14 protein-coding genes are annotated in these 17,138 nt (G+C 64.1%); 6 read left to right on the top strand and 8 right to left on the bottom strand.

Annotation, left to right across the window (positions count from 1 at the left end; translation table 11 throughout):
- Positions 1–7: 7 nt before the first annotated feature.
- The 3 genes from H0485_RS06800 to hflX all read left to right on the top strand — a co-directional run bounded on the left by H0485_RS06800 (position 8) and on the right by hflX (position 3,332).
- Positions 8–1,528: a potassium transporter TrkG gene (locus H0485_RS06800; RefSeq protein WP_226934613.1), complete on the top strand. Its 1,521-nt coding sequence runs from the start codon at positions 8–10 to the stop codon at positions 1,526–1,528.
- A gap of 203 nt (positions 1,529–1,731) precedes the next feature.
- Positions 1,732–1,965 (top strand): RNA chaperone Hfq, encoded by a 234-nt coding sequence (gene hfq / locus H0485_RS06795; RefSeq protein WP_023664101.1) that lies wholly within the window; start codon positions 1,732–1,734, stop codon positions 1,963–1,965.
- A 47-nt stretch (positions 1,966–2,012) separates the two neighbouring features.
- A complete protein-coding gene (gene hflX, locus H0485_RS06790; RefSeq protein ID WP_226934793.1) occupies positions 2,013–3,332 on the top strand; it encodes a GTPase HflX in 1,320 nt (439 codons plus the stop codon).
- A gap of 73 nt (positions 3,333–3,405) precedes the next feature.
- Here the strand turns inward: hflX and H0485_RS06785 are convergent, their stop codons facing one another.
- A complete protein-coding gene (locus tag H0485_RS06785; RefSeq protein ID WP_226934612.1) occupies positions 3,406–5,880 on the bottom strand; it encodes a penicillin acylase family protein in 2,475 nt (824 codons plus the stop codon).
- Positions 5,881–5,974: 94 nt separating this feature from the next.
- Here H0485_RS06785 and H0485_RS06780 point away from each other — a divergent pair, with 94 nt between their 5' ends.
- The gene (locus H0485_RS06780; protein WP_226934611.1) at positions 5,975–6,850 is read left to right on the top strand and encodes an NAD(P)-dependent oxidoreductase; all 876 of its coding nucleotides are present in this window, start codon (positions 5,975–5,977) and stop codon (positions 6,848–6,850) included.
- 3 nt (positions 6,851–6,853) lie between these two features.
- Here the strand turns inward: H0485_RS06780 and H0485_RS06775 are convergent, their stop codons facing one another.
- The 3 genes from H0485_RS06775 to hemB all read right to left on the bottom strand — a co-directional run bounded on the left by H0485_RS06775 (position 6,854) and on the right by hemB (position 9,177).
- The gene (locus H0485_RS06775) at positions 6,854–7,426 is read right to left on the bottom strand and encodes a DedA family protein (RefSeq protein WP_226934610.1); all 573 of its coding nucleotides are present in this window, start codon (positions 7,424–7,426) and stop codon (positions 6,854–6,856) included.
- 13 nt (positions 7,427–7,439) lie between these two features.
- Entirely contained in the window at positions 7,440–7,997 is a 558-nt protein-coding gene (locus tag H0485_RS06770) for a lipid-binding SYLF domain-containing protein (protein WP_226934609.1), read from the bottom strand.
- 181 nt (positions 7,998–8,178) lie between these two features.
- Positions 8,179–9,177 carry a porphobilinogen synthase gene (gene hemB, locus H0485_RS06765; RefSeq protein WP_226934608.1) on the bottom strand — a complete coding sequence of 333 codons (999 nt, stop codon included), beginning with the start codon at positions 9,175–9,177 and terminating at the stop codon, positions 8,179–8,181.
- A 204-nt stretch (positions 9,178–9,381) separates the two neighbouring features.
- Here hemB and H0485_RS06760 point away from each other — a divergent pair, with 204 nt between their 5' ends.
- Together H0485_RS06760 and mfd are read left to right on the top strand one after the other, a co-directional pair.
- Positions 9,382–9,930, top strand: coding sequence for a component of SufBCD complex (locus tag H0485_RS06760; RefSeq protein WP_226934607.1), 549 nt, complete (start codon positions 9,382–9,384; stop codon positions 9,928–9,930).
- A 4-nt stretch (positions 9,931–9,934) separates the two neighbouring features.
- A complete protein-coding gene (mfd, locus tag H0485_RS06755; RefSeq protein ID WP_226934606.1) occupies positions 9,935–13,387 on the top strand; it encodes a transcription-repair coupling factor in 3,453 nt (1,150 codons plus the stop codon).
- An 89-nt stretch (positions 13,388–13,476) separates the two neighbouring features.
- Here the strand turns inward: mfd and H0485_RS06750 are convergent, their stop codons facing one another.
- The 4 genes from H0485_RS06750 to H0485_RS06735 form a co-directional block, all read right to left on the bottom strand.
- The gene (locus H0485_RS06750; RefSeq protein ID WP_226934605.1) at positions 13,477–14,685 is read right to left on the bottom strand and encodes a multidrug effflux MFS transporter; all 1,209 of its coding nucleotides are present in this window, start codon (positions 14,683–14,685) and stop codon (positions 13,477–13,479) included.
- The gene (locus H0485_RS06745; protein WP_226934604.1) at positions 14,685–15,344 is read right to left on the bottom strand and encodes a DsbA family oxidoreductase; all 660 of its coding nucleotides are present in this window, start codon (positions 15,342–15,344) and stop codon (positions 14,685–14,687) included. The genes H0485_RS06750 and H0485_RS06745 overlap by 1 nt, the downstream gene beginning before the upstream one ends.
- Positions 15,341–16,825, bottom strand: a complete 1,485-nt coding sequence (locus H0485_RS06740; RefSeq protein ID WP_226934603.1) for a class I adenylate-forming enzyme family protein — start codon at positions 16,823–16,825, stop codon at positions 15,341–15,343. Before H0485_RS06740 ends, H0485_RS06745 begins: the two co-directional genes overlap by 4 nt.
- A 192-nt stretch (positions 16,826–17,017) precedes the next feature.
- Entirely contained in the window at positions 17,018–17,137 is a 120-nt protein-coding gene (locus H0485_RS06735; RefSeq protein ID WP_226934602.1) for an entericidin EcnA/B family protein, read from the bottom strand.
- Between the last annotated feature and the right edge of the window lies 1 nt (position 17,138).

The following is a 17,138-nucleotide window of genomic DNA, read 5'->3' as shown; positions in this document are numbered from 1 at the left end:
GGGAGGGATGACGGCGGCCTGGCGCGAGGTGCCGCTGCTGGTCCAGGGCCTCGGGGTTGTGGCGGTGATGTGCCAGATCCCGGCGCTGCATGCGCTGGCCAACCGCGATCACCATACCGCCCAGGGCTTTTTCTATGCCGGGATTATGCTGCTGGTGCTGACGGTGATGCTGGCCATTGCCACCCGCCGCAGCACGCGGCGCCATACGGTGCAGGGCCAGCTCGCGGCTCTGGCCGGGGCCTATCTGCTGCTGCCGCTGGCCTTTGCCTTTCCGCTCGGCGCGATCATCCGCGACAGCAGCTGGGTCAATCTCTGGTTTGAGATGCTGTCCTGTTTCAGCACCACCGGGGCCTCGGTCTATGCGCCCGAGCGCCTCGCGCCTTCGGTGCATCTCTGGCGCGGCCTCGTGGGCTGGCTCGGCGGTTTTTATGTTCTGGTCGGGGCCTGGGCGGTGCTGGTGCCGCTGAACCTCGGTGGGGCCGAGGTGATTTCCGGCTCGATCCCGGGCCATAGCCTGACCGGCGGGCGTGGCAGATCGGGTGATCCGCGCGAGCGGCTGACCCGCGGCGCCGAGGCGATCCTGCCGGTCTATGCCGGGCTGACGCTGCTGCTGTGGCTGCTCTTGCTGATGGCCGGCGAGAATGGCCTCGTCGCGCTGATCCATGCCATGGGCACGCTTTCGACCAGCGGCGTGGCGATCACCGGCGGTACAGCAGTCCAGGGCTCGGGTCTCGGCGGCGAGATGCTGATGTTTCTCTTCCTGCTCTTCGCACTCAGCCGGCATATGATGCCTTTTGCCCTGCCGGGCCATCGCCCTGGCAATCTGCTGCGCGATTCCGAGCTGCGGCTGGGGCTGTTCCTGATTTTCCTGACCACGGCGATCCTGCTGCTGCGCCATATGATCGCCGATGCGGCAGCGGGCGAGACCGAGACCTGGCGGGTCTTGCTGCGCGCCTTCTGGGGCGCGATGTTCACCGCCGCCTCTTTCCTGACCACCACCGGCTATGAGAGCCTGTGGTGGGATGCGGCACGCAACTGGGCCGGGCTGGGCTCGCCGGGACTGATGCTGATGGGGCTGGCCATTGTCGGCGGCGGTGTCGCCACCACGGCCGGGGGCGTGACGCTGCTGCGCACCCAGGCGCTCTGGCTGCAGGGCAAGCGCGAGCTGGAGCGGATCATCCATCCCCATTCCATCGGCTCGGGCCGCTTTGCCCGGCGGCTGGCCCAGGAGGGGGCGCGGATGGCCTGGATCTTCTTCATGCTGTTCGCGCTTTCGGTTGCCCTGATCATGTCGGCCCTGACCCTGGCCGGGCTTGAATTTGAACCGGCGCTGATTCTCTCGATTGCCGCGCTGACCACCACCGGGCCGCTGGCGGCCACGGCCGGGGCCGATCCCATTGCCTGGGCGCCGCTTTCGCCGCTGGTCAAGGCCATTCTCGGGCTGTCGATGGTGCTGGGCCGGCTCGAGGCCCTGGCGCTGCTGGCGATTATCGCGCCTGCGAACTGGGGCTTGCGCTGGCGGCGCTGAAGGGTATTTAGGCAACAGTCAGATCAGCGGCGGGCGTCAGCGAACGAAACTTCGCTATTCGCCTCTGGAAACAATCTGCGACAGTCCTATTATCAGCTCTGTCCGGCGCGGTTCTGCCCGTTCCGGGCCAGTGCGGGCAGTCTGTGCCCGGCTGTTTTTCTCAAAGACCGCGACCAAGCGGCAAGCGCAAGGCAAAACAAACAATGGCTGGCGACAAACAGAACCTCCAGGATGCTTTCCTGAACCATGTCCGCAAAGCAAAGGTTCCGGTCACGATCTTCCTGATCAACGGGGTCAAACTTCAGGGTGTTATCACCTGGTTCGATAATTTCTGCGTGCTGCTGCGCCGTGATGGCCAGTCTCAGCTGGTCTATAAACACGCGATCTCGACGATCATGCCCGGCGCGCCGATAAATCTTTATGAAGGCGAAGACTGATTAACGATCCCATCGATCCTTTCGGGGATGAAGACGAGCTCTTCCCGCTGCCAGCCGAGCGCAAGGCTGGCAGTGCAAAATGGCAGCTGACGACCGGCCAGAAAACCCGCGCCGTGGTGCTGCATCCCGATATCCGTAAACGTGCCGCGCGGCGGCTGCCCGAACATGGCCTGGCCGAGGCGGTCAGCCTGGCGGCAGCCCTGCCTGGCATTGAGGTGATCTGGTCCGAAGTGGTCCGGGTCAGCCGCACCCTCGCCGGAAGCCTGTTTGGCACCGGAAGGGTGGCCGAGCTGGGCGAGAGATTTCGCGCCGATAAAATCGGCCTGGTGCTGATCGACGGCCCGCTGACCCCGGTGCAGCAGCGCAATCTTGAAAAGGAATGGAAGGTCAAGATCCTTGACCGGACCAGCCTGATCCTCGAGATTTTCGCCGACCGCGCCCGGACCCGTGAGGGGGTTTTGCAGGTCGAGCTGGCGGCGCTGAATTACCAGCGCACCCGGCTGGTGCGGGCCTGGACCCATCTTGAGCGTCAGCGCGGTGGTTTCGGTTTCGTCGGTGGCCCTGGCGAGACCCAGAAAGAAAACGACCGCCGCGCCATTGATGAACAGGCGATAAGGCTGCGCCGCCAGCTGGAAAAAGTGGTTAAAACCCGCGAGCTGCACCGGGCGGCACGCGCCAAAGTGCCTTTCCCGATCGTCGCCCTGGTTGGCTATACCAATGCCGGAAAATCGACTTTGTTCAACCGGGTGACCGGGGCTGAAGTGCTGGCCGAGGATATGCTTTTCGCCACGCTCGACCCGACGATGCGCTCGCTGAACCTGCCCTCACAGACCGGGCCGGGCCGTAAGGTGATCCTCTCGGATACGGTGGGATTTATCTCGGATCTGCCGACCCAGCTGGTGGCCTCGTTCCGCGCCACGCTCGAAGAGGTGCTGGCCGCCGATCTGATCCTGCATGTGCGCGATATTTCCCATCCGGAAACCGCCGAACAGGCCCAGGATGTCGAGGATATTCTGCAATCGGTCGGTGTACCGGCCTCGACGCCGAAATTTGAGCTGTGGAACAAGCTTGACCTCGTGGAACCCTCGGCGCGTGAGGCTTTGCTGGCCCAGGCCGCGCAGCGGGCCGGGGTGTTTGCGGTTTCGGCCCTGACCGGCGAGGGGGTTGCTGAGCTGCTCAGCGCGGTCTCGGCAGCTTTCGAGGCCGAGAAGACCGAAGAGCTGCTGGACCTCGGCTTTGACCAGGGCCGCCGCCATGCCTGGCTGCATCAGCAGGGCGTGGTGCTCTCGGAAGTTCTGGGCGAGAGCGGCTGGCAGCTGCAGCTCTGCTGGTCCCAGCGCCAGCGCGAGGACTATTTCCGGCTGTAACCCAGAACCCTTGGGGAACCCCTGGGGGCAAACCCTGAAAAACAAAAAAAAGGGGCGGTTTTCCGCCCCTTTTTTATGGCTGTTCCGGCTCAGCCGGGGTCAGCATCATGATCCCGGCGGGTCCGGCATGGGCCAGCTCAGGGTCAAGGCTCATCGGAATATATTCGCCCCGCCGCCACAGCTCGCCCAGATCGTCATAATGGCGCGACAGAGGATGGCCGGACTGGCCGGTGGCGGTGATGAAGACCGAACTGTCAGGATCTGCAAAATCATAGACGCCGCGATAGCCCGCGCCATGGACATTGAGGAAGGGGTTCGGCCCGCTGCCTTTGGTGCGGCCGCGCATCAGCGTATCATCGCCGCCCGAGGTCGACTGGCGGATATTGACGAACCATTTCAGCAAGGGCACCTCGCCCAGCACCGGATGGTCATGCGTCGCCTGATGCGCATCGCCCCAGCGCCAGGATTCGATATTCGGCCCGCGGCTTTCCGCCAGCCGGATCAGCGCCTCATCCAGGGCCATGCGCGCAATATCGGTGCAGGTCTCGACCGGGGCCGATTGCACGATATCGCACCATTTCGAGGCGCCGTTCACATCGCGGTAGACCCGTTCGATAAACACCGGATCGGGACGGCTGAAGTGATCGGCCAGCGGCCCCAGCTCATCGCGGATCAGCCGGTCCATCAGCTCGCGCAGCCAGGCCTCGGCAATCAGCGGCTCGGGCATATGCTCGTTCATCTCGCCATTCCAGGCGGCGAGCAGCGCCAGGGCGCGCTGCCGGAAATGTTCGGGCGTGCCCTCGGCCGCCGCCTCGCCGGTGAACCACAGGTCGGCCCCGATCAGCGGCAGCAAGAGCCGCGCCGTCGGGTTCATCGTATCAAGCTGCGCCTCCATAAAGCTTTCGCGGGTATGGACCTCGCGGCTTTCGATCAGCGCCAGCCAGGCCTTGATGCGCTGGGTATCGCCCCAGGTGAAGCTGACATGATGCGGGAAGGGGCGGTCGGTGGTCTTGTTATTGGTATTGCCCAGCAGGCCTTCTTCCGGATTGAGGAAGCGCGGGTTCTCCTCATAGGGAAACATGCCGCGAAAGCCGGTGGCCAGGTTCCAGCCGGGCGAGGGCAGGCGTCCCTGCGAGGGATGGGCCGGATCGCGGGCCGGCATGGCGCCGATCAGCTGCATGGCAATGCCATCGGGGCCGGCCAGCATCAGATTTTGCGCCGGGGCCATATAGCCGCGCCCGGCCTCGATGCCCTCGGCCACGCTTGAGGCCTGCATCAGCTTCATCGCCGCCGAGATCGAGGTGTCAGCCGGCGAGAGCGCGGTCCAGGACAAAGCCGCAACATGGCCGGAGGGGGTGACGGTTTCGAGATCATATTGCTTGCCCGAGAGCACCGGCCCGTTGCGCGACCAGCGCAAAGTCAGGGTCAGCGGTTGCTGATCCTTAACCCGTACCACGGTCTGGCGGGTCTGGAACCGGGCATAGCTGCCATCGGGCAGCAGATATTCCTCATGGTTTTTCGGGTTCAGCTTCTCGATCACCAGATCCTGATCATCGAGATAGGCGGTGGTCAGGCCCCAGCCCAGCTGATCACTGCGCCCGATCAGCACCGCAGGCACGCCCGGAATGGTGGCACCGATCACCCCGCCCGAGCGCAGCTCGACCCGCGCCAGATACCATAAAGTCGGCGCGCTAAAGCCCAGATGCGGATCATTGGCCAGCAGCGCGCCGCCCGCGGCCGAGCGCTCGGCCATCGCCGCCCAGGCATTGGAGGCCCCCGCGAGGGCAGGCTCCTGCAAAGGCGACAAGGGGCCGAGGGCAAAATTCAGCGGCCGGTTGCCCGGATCTGCGCCCGGCACCAGTGCTGCATATTCGGGTGAGGTAATGGCTTTTGAGCTGTCCTCCGGCAGGATATCACCCAGACGCCCGGGCGGCAAAGCCAGCGACAGCCGGGCGCGCAGAACCTCATTCTGCGCCTGGCCCGACAGCTGCAGCGCCATCAGTTTCAGAATGGCAATGCTGTCGGCCGGGGCCCAGGTGGCGATCTCGGGCTCAAACAGCCAGAATTCCGGCGCGCCGCGGCCGCGCGCACCATTATTCACCTCATGGATCCAGGCATTCACCCCGGCGGAATAGGCCTCGAGCGCGCTGCGGGTGCTGTCATCCTGCGCCTTCACCGATTCCAGCGCCAGGTTATAAAGATCAAGGCGGCGCGCCAGCTCATCGACGGCGAGGGTGCGCGGGCCGAAAATCTCAGAGAGCCGCCCCTGGGCGGTGCGGCGCAGCATGGTCATCTGCCAGAGCCGGTCCTGGGCATGGACAAATCCCAGCGCGAACCAGCTGTCAGTATCGGTGCTGCCGAAAATATGCGGCACCGAGTCACTGTTGCGCACCACCTCGACCGGGGCGGAGATGCCGTTCAGGGTGAAATCTTCGTCATAATCGACCAGCGAACGCGACAGGAACCAGTAGCTGATGGTGAGCAGCAGCAGCGCTATGGCGAGGCACAGCAGAGTGATCCGCAACATCCAGCGAAAAAGCGTTAGCATTCGGGCCTGTCCTTGACGTCCGCAATGGTTCTGGTTCCTAGTCCATCCGGTATTGAAGGGCAATTCACGCCGGTAAGAGCGAAGGGATCAGCAGATGGCCAGAGTGGCATTTCTTGGGCTTGGGGTCATGGGTTTTCCGATGGCCGGGCATCTGGCCGCCAGGGGGCATGAGGTCACGGTCTGGAACCGCAGCCCGGCCCGGGCTGAGGCCTGGGCGAAAAAATTCACCGGCCGCATCGCCGCCAGCGCGCGTGAGGCGGCGGCGGGCCAGGAATTCGTCATGGCCTGCGTTGGCAATGATGAGGATCTGCGCGAGGTCTGCCTTGGCGAGCAGGGCGCTTTTGCCGGGCTCGGGCAGGGCGCGCTCTTTGTCGATCACACCACGGTTTCGGCGAAAGTGACGCGCGAGCTGGCGGACATTCTGAAAAACTCGGGCCGGGGCTTTGTCGATGCGCCGGTTTCGGGCGGCCAGGCCGGGGCCGAGAATGGCATTCTCTCGGTGATGTGCGGCGGGGATGCGGCGGATTACGCCCGGGCCGAGCCGGTGATTGAGGCCTATGCGCGGATCTGCCGCCGCATTGGCGACAGCGGAGCGGGTCAGCTGGCCAAGATGATGAACCAGATCTGTATCGCGGGCCTGGTTCAGGGCCTGTCCGAGGCTCTGGCCTTTGGCGAGCAGGCAGGCCTCGATGGCGAGGCGGTGGTCGAGGTGATTTCCCAGGGGGCGGCGGGCTCCTGGCAGATGGTGAACCGCCATAAAACCATGCTGGAAGGCCGGTTCGATTATGGTTTTGCCGTCGACTGGATGCGCAAGGATCTGAAAATCTGTCTGGAAACCGCCGATGAGATCGGGGCCAGCCTGCCGGTCACCGCGCTGGTCGATCAGTTCTATAAAGATGTCCAGGGCATGGGTGGCGGGCGGCATGACACCTCCTCGCTGATCCGCCGCCTGGCGCGGCCGAAAAGCTGATCCTCAGCGCCGGTGCAGCAGGTGGTGGCACAGCCGGGCGAGGATCAGCCCGGCCAGCGCGACCACCAGCAGCAACCCGAGGAAATGCACCTCGTGCAGGCGGCCTAAGCCCGCTTCGGCCGCCTGACCGAAATGATAGCCCAGCCCGGTAAAAAGCACCGCCCAGACCAGACAGGACAGGCTGTTCCACAAACTATAGCCGGGCCAGGACATCGAGCTGCGCCCCAGCGCCAGCGGGCCAAGGATCCGGGTGCCGGGGATGAAGCGAAAGGCCAGGGTCAGAGCGATATGGTTCTGCTCCAGCCGGCGAAACAGCGCACTGCCGGTGCCGGACTGGCTGCGCGCCTTCAGCCAGCGTCCGGCCCGGCTTTCGGCGGGCAGCGCACGGGCCAGCAAAAACCACAGCTGATCGGCCAGCAGTGCGCCAAGAAAAGCCGCGAGCGCCGTTTCACCCCAGCCGGTCAGGCCGCGATGCGCGATCACGCCGCCGAGGATGGCGGCGGTTTCGCCCTCAAAAAAACAGCCGAGAAACACCGCGGCGATGCCCCATTGCGCGATAAAAGCGCTGAGCGACATCACCGCCGCCGCATCAGGGAATGATGCGGGTATATTTGACGCCCGAAAGCGTCGCCCCGGCGATCAGACCCTGCTGCCCAAAGACCAGAGCAATCACCGGATCCATCTCGGTGGTGGCCTTGCCGATGGTCGCGCCTTCCTCCGGCGTCGCATAGCGCAGATCGGCGGCGGCGGCCCAGCCGGTGGCGCGGCGGAATTCCTCCAGCGCGGTCGGGGTCATATAGAAGAGAGCATGGGCATATTGCTGGGCGCCGACCTGCAGGCCGATGCTGGCCTTGGTCGCGGAGTAATAATCGACGGTCACGCCCTGGATGCGCAAAGCGCCCCGGCCGAAAGCGCCGCCCCAGATCAGCCCGGCCTCGGTCATCAGCGGCATATAGAGCACGCCGCTGGCCCGCGAGGCCAGATCCCGGGTGCCGGGATAGCGGTTGAACAGATAGTTCTGGGTGGCATCGACGCGAATATCGATCTGATGTGCGCCGTTCGAGCCAACCCCATTGCCACAGGCTGCGGTCAGCAAAGCTGCCGATCCTGCGCCCGCGAGCATGGTGCGTCGGGAAATTTTGTCCATCTGACTGCCCTTTTGCCTGCAAACAGGGTTCTGAAGACCCTTTTCACCTCAGTTTTAGCGCGCGGGACGGGTTTTGTCATCCGCCTCGCGCAGCGAAGCGCCCGGGGTAGCGAAGATCCGCAACCGCTCCTCGCGCCCACGCCCCAGGCCTGCTCCCCCTGGGCCCGGTCAGCTGCCGCCCTCAGCGCTGCAGCAGCTTTGCCGCCTCGGGGGCGAAATAGGTCAGAATGCCATCACAACCGGCGCGCTTGAAGGCCATCAGGCTTTCCATCATTGATTTCTCGGCATCGAGCCAGCCATTCAGCGCCGCCGCGCGCAGCATCGCATATTCGCCCGAGACCTGGTAGGCAAAGGTCGGCACACCGAATTCATCCTTCACCCGGCGGCAGATATCGAGATAGGGCATGCCCGGCTTGACCATGACCATATCCGCGCCCTCCGAGAGATCGCGTGCGACAAGGCGCAAAGCCTCATCGGAATTGGCCGGGTTCATCTGATAGGTCTTTTTATCGCCCACCAGCCGGCCCGAAGCGCCGACGGCATCGCGGAACGGGCCGTAGAAAGCCGAGGCATATTTGGCGGCATAGGACATGATCGTCACATCGCCATAGCCTGCCGCTTCCAGCGCGCTGCGGATCGCGCCGATCCGGCCATCCATCATATCCGAGGGGCCAAGGATATCGGCTCCGGCCTCGGCCTGGGCGAGGGCCATTTTCACCAGCGCCGGAATGGTCGCATCATTGAGGATCACCCCGTTCTCGACGAAACCGTCATGGCCATTGGCATTATAGGGATCGAGCGCGATGTCGGTCATCACCGCCAGCTCGGGGAAGGCCGCTTTCAGCGCCCGGATCGCCCGGTTGGTCAGATTTTCCGGATTCCACGCTTCGGCACAGTCTTCGGTGCGCAGCGACTGATCGGTATAGGGAAAGAGGCAGATCGCCGGAATGCCAAGCGCCACGGCCTCGCCCGCGCGCACCAGCAGCCGGTCGAGTGAAAGGCGGTTCACCCCGGGCAGCGAGGCGACCGGCTCCTCAATGCCCTCGCCCTCGCGGATGAACACCGGCCAGATCAGATCGCTGACGCTGAGACTGTTCTCCTGGGTCAGCGCCCGCAGAGCGGCAGTGCGGCGGTTGCGGCGCAGGCGGGTGGCGGGGAAGGCGGCCTGAATCGGTTGCATCGGAATTCCTGTGGCTAGGTGCAAAGCGCGACATTCCTGCTTCACACACGGCTTGGCATGGGCGGAGACTCGACAGGGCTTGCAGCCCTGCGCTCTGCCTGCCATGGAAAGAGCCGCGCCTCAAGCGCGGACGACCGTGACATACAGACGCCAGGCCATTGCCGCGATGAAACGCGCAGCCTGCCAGGGAAAGGGCTTTGCCGGGTGGAGCTGTATAAAATCCTCACTGAGGTGATCGATCTGCGGTCTTTCTCAAATCTGTGGTACTGGATCATGCTGGCGGTGATCTGGTCCTGCTCCAGCCATTGGGTGCTGGGCATCCCCTTTGATATGATCATGCGCGCAAAGCGTGAGGGCGGGGTGGCGCTTGCGGATCTGGGGCAGGTGGCAGAGATAAACAGCCGCCGCTTTCTGCAGATCAGCCGCACCGCTGCTGTGCCGATGTTCTTCTTCCTGAGCTTCTTCTTCACCGGCCTTGCCGTGCTCAGCTTTTACTATTGGGTCGAATTCGCCCAGGCGCTGTTTTTGCTGACCATCTGGTTCCTGCCGGTGGGCTGGCTGACGCTGCGGCTGGCTCTGGTGATCGAGGCGGAGCGGGGCGGATCGCAGGAGCAAGGTCCGCTTTGCGATACACGGCTCTGCAACGGCCTGCTCTGGCTGCGGCGCAAGGTTCAGGTTATCGGTATGTTCGCAATCCTGGTGACGGCCATGTTTGGCATGTGGCGCAACCTCAGCCACTCAATCCTGTATTAAGTGCATGACAGAACAGAAAAAAATTATTCTTGGCGGCGCGCCTGAGGGCTATGACGGTCAGCTGATCGCGCGTGAGCTGAAACGCGCTTCCCGGCCGGTGATCCATGTCGCGCGTGATGACAAGCGGGCCGAGAATATGCGCGCGGCGCTGGCGGCCTTTGCCCCCGATGTGCCGGTGCTGCAGCTGCCGGCCTGGGATTGTCTGCCCTATGACCGCAGCTCGCCCAATCCCGAGACCGCGGCGCGGCGGATGGCTACCCTCGCCGCCCTGGCTGAGGGTCTGAAGGGGAATTTTGTCCTTTCAACCACGCTGAATGCCGCCAGCCAGCTGCTGCCTGCCAAATCCCTGGTGCGTGCCTCCAGCTTCCGCGCGGCGGTCGGCGATTTCGTCGATGAAAAACATCTGCGCGACTTTCTGGTGCGCATGGGCTTTACCCCGGCCTCAACCGTGGCCGAGCCGGGCGATTACGCCATTCGCGGCGGCATTGTCGATATCTGGCCGCCGGGGCCGGGCGGGCCGATCCGGCTGGATTTCTTTGGCGATCAGCTCGATGGCGCGCGCCGCTTTGACGCCCAGAGCCAGCGCACCATTGAAAAGCTGAAAGCGGTGGAATTCGCCCCGGTCTCGGAGGTAATCCTTGATGAGGCCTCGATCGCCCGGTTCCGGCAGAATTACCGTGTCGCTTTTGGCGCGGGCGGCGCCGACGATCCGCTTTATGAGGCGGTGAGCGCGGGGCGCAAACATCAGGGGATGGAGCACTGGCTGCCCTTCTTCCATGAGCGGCTGGAGACGATCTTCGACTATCTGCCCGAGGCGAGCGTGATGCTCGACGACCAGGTGCCGGTGATGCAGATCGCCCGCTGGGAAGCGGTCGAGGATGCCTATGATGCCCGCAATGATGCCAATGCGGCGCGGGCCAAAATGGATACGGTCTATAAGCCAGTCGATCCGCATGGGCTTTACCTCGATGAAAAGGCCTGGAATGCGGCGCTGGAGGGGCGGCGTCAGATCCGTCTTTCGCCACTGGCGCAGAGCCCGGGGCCGGGGGTGCTCGATGCCGGCGGGCGGCGCGGCCGCTCTTTCGCGCCCGAGCGCCAGCAGGAAGAGGTCAATCTTTTTGAGGCCCTGGCCGATCACATCCGCAGCCTGCGCAAGCATCACAATGTGGTCCTCGCCTCCTGGTCGGAAGGGGCGCAGGAGCGGCTGAAGGGGCTGCTCCAGGATCAGGGCCTCGCCACTGCGACGCTGAATGATCTGCGCGATCTGCCCGAGGCGCCGCCGCAAGGCGAGGGCGCGCTTTATCAGATGGTCTGGGCGCTGGAAGAGGGCTTTACCGCCAAAGGCCTCGCCGTGATCTCGGAGCAGGATGTGCTGGGCGAGCGGCTGATCGGTAAGCCACGCCGCCGCAAGAAGGCTGATAATTTCCTGCGCGAGGTCGACAGCCTGTCGCCGGGCGATCTGGTGGTGCATGTCGAACATGGCATCGGGCGCTATCTGGGGATTGAGACCATCACCGCGCTCAGCGCGCCACATGCCTGTGTGATGATCGAATATGCCGACCAGGCCAAACTTTACCTGCCGGTCGAGAATATCGAACTTTTGTCGCGCTATGGCCATGAAGAGGGGCTGCTCGACCGTCTCGGCGGCGGGGCCTGGCAGGCCAAGAAGGCCAAGCTGAAAGAACGGATCCGCGAGATCGCCGATAAGCTGATGCGGGTGGCGGCAGAGCGCGCTTTGCGCTCGGCGCCGATCCTCGAGGCGCAGCATTCGGCATGGGAGGCCTTTGCCGCCCGTTTCCCCTGGCCCGAAACCGAGGATCAGCTGGCGGCGATTGCCGATGTGGTGGCCGATCTGGAAAAAGGCTCGCCGATGGACCGGCTGGTCGTCGGCGATGTCGGCTTTGGCAAGACCGAGGTGGCGATGCGCGCCGCCTTTGTCGCCGCCATGGCCGGGATGCAGGTGGTGGTGATCTGCCCGACCACTTTGCTGGCGCGTCAGCATTACCGCAGCTTTGCCGAGCGTTTCCGCGGCTTCCCGCTGCATGTCCGGCCCTTGTCACGCTTTGTCAGCGCGAAAGAAGCGGCTGAGACCCGCAAGGGCCTGACCGACGGCACGGTGGATATCGTGGTCGGCACCCATGCGCTGCTGGCCAAGGGGATCAGCTTTAAAAACCTTGGCCTTCTGATCATCGATGAGGAGCAGCATTTCGGCGTTTCGCATAAAGAGCGGCTGAAGGCGATGCGCTCGGAAGTCCATGTGCTGACCCTGACCGCGACCCCGATCCCGCGCACTTTGCAGCTTTCGCTGACCGGGGTGCGCGATCTGTCGATCATTGCCACCCCGCCGGTCGACCGGCTGGCGATCCGGACCTATGTCAGCGAATTTGACACAGTGACGATCCGAGAGGCTTTGCTGCGCGAGCGCTACCGGGGCGGCCAGTCGTTCTTTGTCGTGCCGCGGGTCTCGGATCTGCCCGATATCGAGGAATTCCTCAAAACCCATTGCCCCGAGATTTCCTATGTCATCGCCCATGGCCAGCTGGCGGCGGGCGATCTCGATGAGCGGATGAACCAGTTCTACGACGGGCGCTTTGACGTGCTGGTCGCCACCACCATCGTTGAAAGCGGGCTGGATATTCCGACCGCCAATACGATGATCGTGCACCGTGCCGATATGTTCGGCCTCTCGCAGCTCTATCAGATCCGCGGCCGGGTCGGGCGTTCCAAGACCCGGGCCTATTGCTATCTGACCACGAAGCCGCGGGTGCCGCTGACGCCCCAGGCGCAGAAACGTCTGAAACTGCTCGCCTCTTTCGACAGTCTTGGTGCGGGCTTCAATCTTGCCAGCCATGACCTCGATCTGCGTGGTGCCGGCAATCTGCTGGGCGAGGAACAATCCGGCCATATCCGTGAAGTGGGCTATGAGCTTTACCAGCATATGCTGGAAGAGACGATTGCCAGGATCAAATCGGGCGAGATTGACGGGCTCTCGACGATCTCGGATGACTGGTCGCCGCAGCTCAATCTTGGCGTGCCGGTGATGATCCCCGAGGAATATATCCCCGATCTCGATCTGCGCCTTGGCCTCTATCGCCGTCTCTCAGGCCTGAGCACCAAGGTCGAGCTTGAGGGCTTTGCCGCCGAGATGATCGACCGCTTCGGCCCGCTGCCGAAAGAGGTCAATACTCTGATGCTGATCGTGCGGATCAAGGCCATGGCAAAACGTGCCGGGATCAACCGCCTTGATGCCGGGCCGAAAGGCGCGACCCTCACCTTCCATAACGATAAATTCGCCAATCCGGCGGGTCTGGTCGAATTCCTGAAAGCTCAGGGCCCGGCGGCGAAAGTGCAGGGCAATAAGATCGTGCTGCTGGGTGAGATGAAGACCGAGGCCGAGCGGATCCGCGGTGCCTTTGCCATTGCCCGCGATCTGGCGGCCCAGGTGAAGGCAAAATAAAGCCCGGTCAGACCTGTTAAAATGGCGGCTGATAAAAAAGACCGGCCGGGCCTCAGGCCCGGCCGGTCTTTACCTGTCTGTTATGTGGCTTACTTGGCCAGCGCCCGGCTCAGCAGCAGCGCCACCCCGGTGCAGAGCGTGGCACCAAAGATCAGCGGCACCGGCGTGCCGTTAAAGGCCTGGCCAATCGGCATGGCAATCAGCACCGAGAGCACGGTCGAGCTGGCCGAGATCACCGAAGAGGCAAAGCCCGCGATCCGGCCCAGCGGCTCCATCGCCAGCGCGTTGAGATTGCCCATGGTCAGCCCCATCATGCCAAAGATCGTCACCTGCCAGATCAGATAGACCGCGAATTCGGCGGTGCCGGTAAAGACCTGGCCCCATTGCAGCGCCAGATGCAGCAGCGACAGGGTGAAGACCACCGAAAGCGTGGTGACAATCATCCGCCGCATCCCCAGCCGCATCACCAGCCGCGCATTGAGCACCGAGCCGGAACCGGCGACCACCGCAATGCCGCAGAACCAGAAGGGGAAACTGTCGCCAAAGCCGAAATGCTGCTCAAAAATCTGCTGGATCGACAGGATGGTCGAGAACAAAGCCGAGATGATCAGCGATTGCAGCAGGATCGACAGCCAGGAGATGCGGTGCTTTGCCATTTCGCGCCCGGCGGCAACGAGGCTGGCGATGCTCAGCGGCTTGCGGTTTCCGGCCGGATTGGTCTCTGGCTGACGCAGCCCCAGCCAGAGGATCGAGGTCAGACCGAACAGCACATAGATCAGGAAGATCACATGCCAGTCGGTGACGCTCATCACCGCCATGCCGAGCATCGGTGCCATGGCGGGCACCATGGTAAAGATCATCATCGCATAGGACATGATCTGCGCCATTTCGCGGCCGCGATACTGATCGCGCACCAGGGCAATCGCTACGGTGCGCGGCGCGGCGGCGCCAAGGCCCTGGAACAGCCGGGCCAGCAGCATCAGCTCAAGGCTGTTGGCAAAGAAACAGGCCAGCGAGGCGAGGCAATAGATCACCGCGCCGCCGATGATCACCGGCTTGCGGCCCCAGGCATCAGACAGCGGCCCGGTGAATAAAGTGCCGATCCCCATGCCAAGGATGAAAATGCCGATGATCAGCTGGGCGCGGTTCGGCGCCTCGGGCGAGAGCTGCTCGGCAATCAGCGGCATGGCGGGCAGCATGGCATCAACCGACAGAGCGATCGAGGCAAAGAGCATGGCGATCAGGGCGATGAATTCAGCGCGGCGCAGCGGGGCGAGGGGTCTGGCGGATGGTGTCATCACAGGCCTGCCAGTTCCGTGATCACCTGGCCCCAGAATTCCGGGGGCTGGGCGCCGGTGACAATATATTGCTGCGCCACCATGAAGGTCGGCACCGAGGTCACGCCTTTCTGCCGGGCATCCTGGTCGCGGGCCAGAAGATCATCGCGGTCCGCATCCGAAGCCAGCAGCCGCAGCACCGTGGCGCGGTCCATACCATTCTCGGCGGCAATATCGGCGAGGACATGTTCTTCGCCAATATCGCGGCCCTCATCCCAATAGGCGCGGTAGAGCGCGCCCACCACCTCATCCTGGCGGCCCTCGACCGCGGCCCAGTGGCTCAGCCGATGGGCATCGAGCGTGTTCGGCAGGCGTTTGGGACGGTCTGGATCGAGCTCAACCCCGGCCTTGCGCGCTACTTCGCGCAGCTGTTCATGCATCGCATCAACCCGCTCTTTGCCGCCAAATCTGGTTTCGAGCCAGGCGCGTTTGGGCAGGCCTTCTTTCGGCATCTCCGGATTGAGCATGAAAGGATGCCAGAGCCGGGTGAAAGGATGGCCGGGATGATCGGCGAGGGCGCGGGTCAGATTGGCCCTTCCGACATGGCACCAGGGGCAGACCGGATCGGCAAAAATATCGAGACGAACGGCGGGCAGAGCAGAGGGATTAGGACGGGTCATTCACAGGCTTTCGCAAGCATCTCCTGATACAGGGCCTGCAGCCGGCTGCGGAGGAGTTTGCCGGTGGGCCCGCGCGGAATCCCGGAAACCGGGATCCAGACGCGCGGTGTCTTGTAACGCGCCAGGCGCTCCGCCGCAAAGTCATTCGCCAGGCTTTCGGGCACAGTCTCCCCTGCATAAAAGCAGGCAATGATGCGCAGCCCCGGCGCGGGGGACACCTCGGTCACCGCCAGATCGGTGACGCCGGGCAGATCGCTGAGCGCCATCTCGACCTCGCGCGGGCTGACGCGGATGCCGCCCGGGTTCATCATTTCATCATTGCGGCCATGGTAATGCACCGCGCCGCGATGGTCCTGATGCACCAGATCGCCGGTGGCAAACCATTTGCCGCCGGGCGCGGCCTCGCCGTCATAAGACAGCATAAGCCCCGGATCATCGGTGGAAATCGCCAGTATCCCCTGTTCGCCAGGCGGCAGCAGCTGCCCGGCCTCGCCCAGAATGGCGATGCGCCGGCCAGGCTGAGGAAAGCCGCTGGTGCCCTCGGGCGCCGGACGCGCCGGGCTGCCCGAGATAAAGGTCGAGATCTCGCTCATGCCGAAAGCCTCATGCACATCCGTGCCGGTGCGTTCCTGCCATTCACGGCGCAGCGCGGGCGGCAGGGCCTCTCCGGCGCAAAGCGCATGGCGCAGGCGCGGCAAAGCGGGCAGCGGGCCGCGCAGCAAGCGTCGCAGCACGGTGGGAACGGTGGCGAGGATGGTCGCATCATGGCGTCTGAGCACCAGGCCCAGATGCTCATGCGAGACCGAAGCTGCGGGGATCAGCGCTGTGGCCCCGACACTCCAGGGATCCATCAGCCCGGTACCAAGCGTATAGGTCCAGTTGAAGGCGCCGGAATGCAGCAGCCGGTCGGAGGCGCTGATCCCCTCCCAGGCCTCATGCATCATGGCGCGGGCCAGAATGGCACGATGGGCATGGCGCACCGCCAGCGGCCGGCCGGTGGTGCCCGAGGTGAAGACCAGATAGGCCTCGCGTCCGGCATCGCCAAAGGCGAAGTCGCAGGGCAGCGAGCGCTCCCAGGCGGCAAGATCGGCCATGAGCGGCTCGGCGCCTTCGGGCACCGCAATGCCGGGATCGGCCACCACCACCCGCGCCCCGATCTGCCGCGCCATTGCGGTGATCTCGGTGCTGCCAAGCAGCGGCGAGCTCGAGACCGGCACAATGCCGGCGGCAATCGCGCCGAGGTAGAGCACCGGCCAGGCGGGGCTGTTGCCAAGCCGGATCAGCAGCCGCTCACCGGGGGAAATGCCCTGATCCAGCAGCCAGCTGCCGCAGCCGCGCACCGCCTGGATCAGCCGGCCATAGCTCCAGCGTTCGGCCCCGGTCAGGGTCAGGATGGCGAGGGCCACCTTATCCGGCGTCGCCGCGCCCGCATGCAGCACATAAGCGGCAAGGTTAAAACGGGCGGGATCGGTCGCGGGCATGAAGAGAGGCACCTTTGCGCAGGGTCGGATCGCAACCGGCATAAAAGCCGGGCCTTGCCCGGGCAAGCCAAAGGCCGCGCAACCCCGGGCTGCGCGGCCTGTCAGCGGGATAAAACCCGCAGATGTGGTAAATTTTCCTCAGCCGCCGGCCCGGGAAGGGCCGTTCAGACTGAGGCCAGGCAAAGCCAGGGCTCAGCCCAGCCAGCCCTGCACGCTGCGCGCGCCACCCGAGACATCATCCCCAACCCCGGCCACGGTATTGCAGCCCGCCAGCCCTGCAAGCAGAGCGCTGATCAGAATAAGTTTTTTCATT

Origin of the sequence: Pseudogemmobacter faecipullorum (genome assembly GCF_020539525.1) — a bacterium.
GTDB classification, from domain to species: Bacteria; Pseudomonadota; Alphaproteobacteria; order Rhodobacterales; family Rhodobacteraceae; genus Pseudogemmobacter; species Pseudogemmobacter faecipullorum.
This window is presented reverse-complemented; position numbering and strand designations above follow the sequence as displayed.

Bases quoted from the DNA above. Each gene is read 5' to 3' on its own strand.
- H0485_RS06785 (WP_226934612.1), bottom strand. From the start codon at position 5,880: ATGCTAACGCTTTTTCGCTGGATGTTGCGGATCACTCTGCTGTGCCTC.
- H0485_RS06780 (WP_226934611.1), top strand. From the start codon at position 5,975: ATGGCCAGAGTGGCATTTCTTGGGCTTGGGGTCATGGGTTTTCCGATG.
- H0485_RS06770 (WP_226934609.1), bottom strand. From the start codon at position 7,997: ATGGACAAAATTTCCCGACGCACCATGCTCGCGGGCGCAGGATCGGCA.
- H0485_RS06775 (WP_226934610.1), bottom strand. From the start codon at position 7,426: ATGTCGCTCAGCGCTTTTATCGCGCAATGGGGCATCGCCGCGGTGTTT.
- hfq (WP_023664101.1), top strand. From the start codon at position 1,732: ATGGCTGGCGACAAACAGAACCTCCAGGATGCTTTCCTGAACCATGTC.
- H0485_RS06745 (WP_226934604.1), bottom strand. From the start codon at position 15,344: ATGACCCGTCCTAATCCCTCTGCTCTGCCCGCCGTTCGTCTCGATATT.
- H0485_RS06800 (WP_226934613.1), top strand. From the start codon at position 8: ATGACGGCGGCCTGGCGCGAGGTGCCGCTGCTGGTCCAGGGCCTCGGG.
- mfd (WP_226934606.1), top strand. From the start codon at position 9,935: ATGACAGAACAGAAAAAAATTATTCTTGGCGGCGCGCCTGAGGGCTAT.
- hemB (WP_226934608.1), bottom strand. From the start codon at position 9,177: ATGCAACCGATTCAGGCCGCCTTCCCCGCCACCCGCCTGCGCCGCAAC.
- H0485_RS06750 (WP_226934605.1), bottom strand. From the start codon at position 14,685: ATGACACCATCCGCCAGACCCCTCGCCCCGCTGCGCCGCGCTGAATTC.
- H0485_RS06740 (WP_226934603.1), bottom strand. From the start codon at position 16,825: ATGCCCGCGACCGATCCCGCCCGTTTTAACCTTGCCGCTTATGTGCTG.
- H0485_RS06735 (WP_226934602.1), bottom strand. From the start codon at position 17,137: ATGAAAAAACTTATTCTGATCAGCGCTCTGCTTGCAGGGCTGGCGGGC.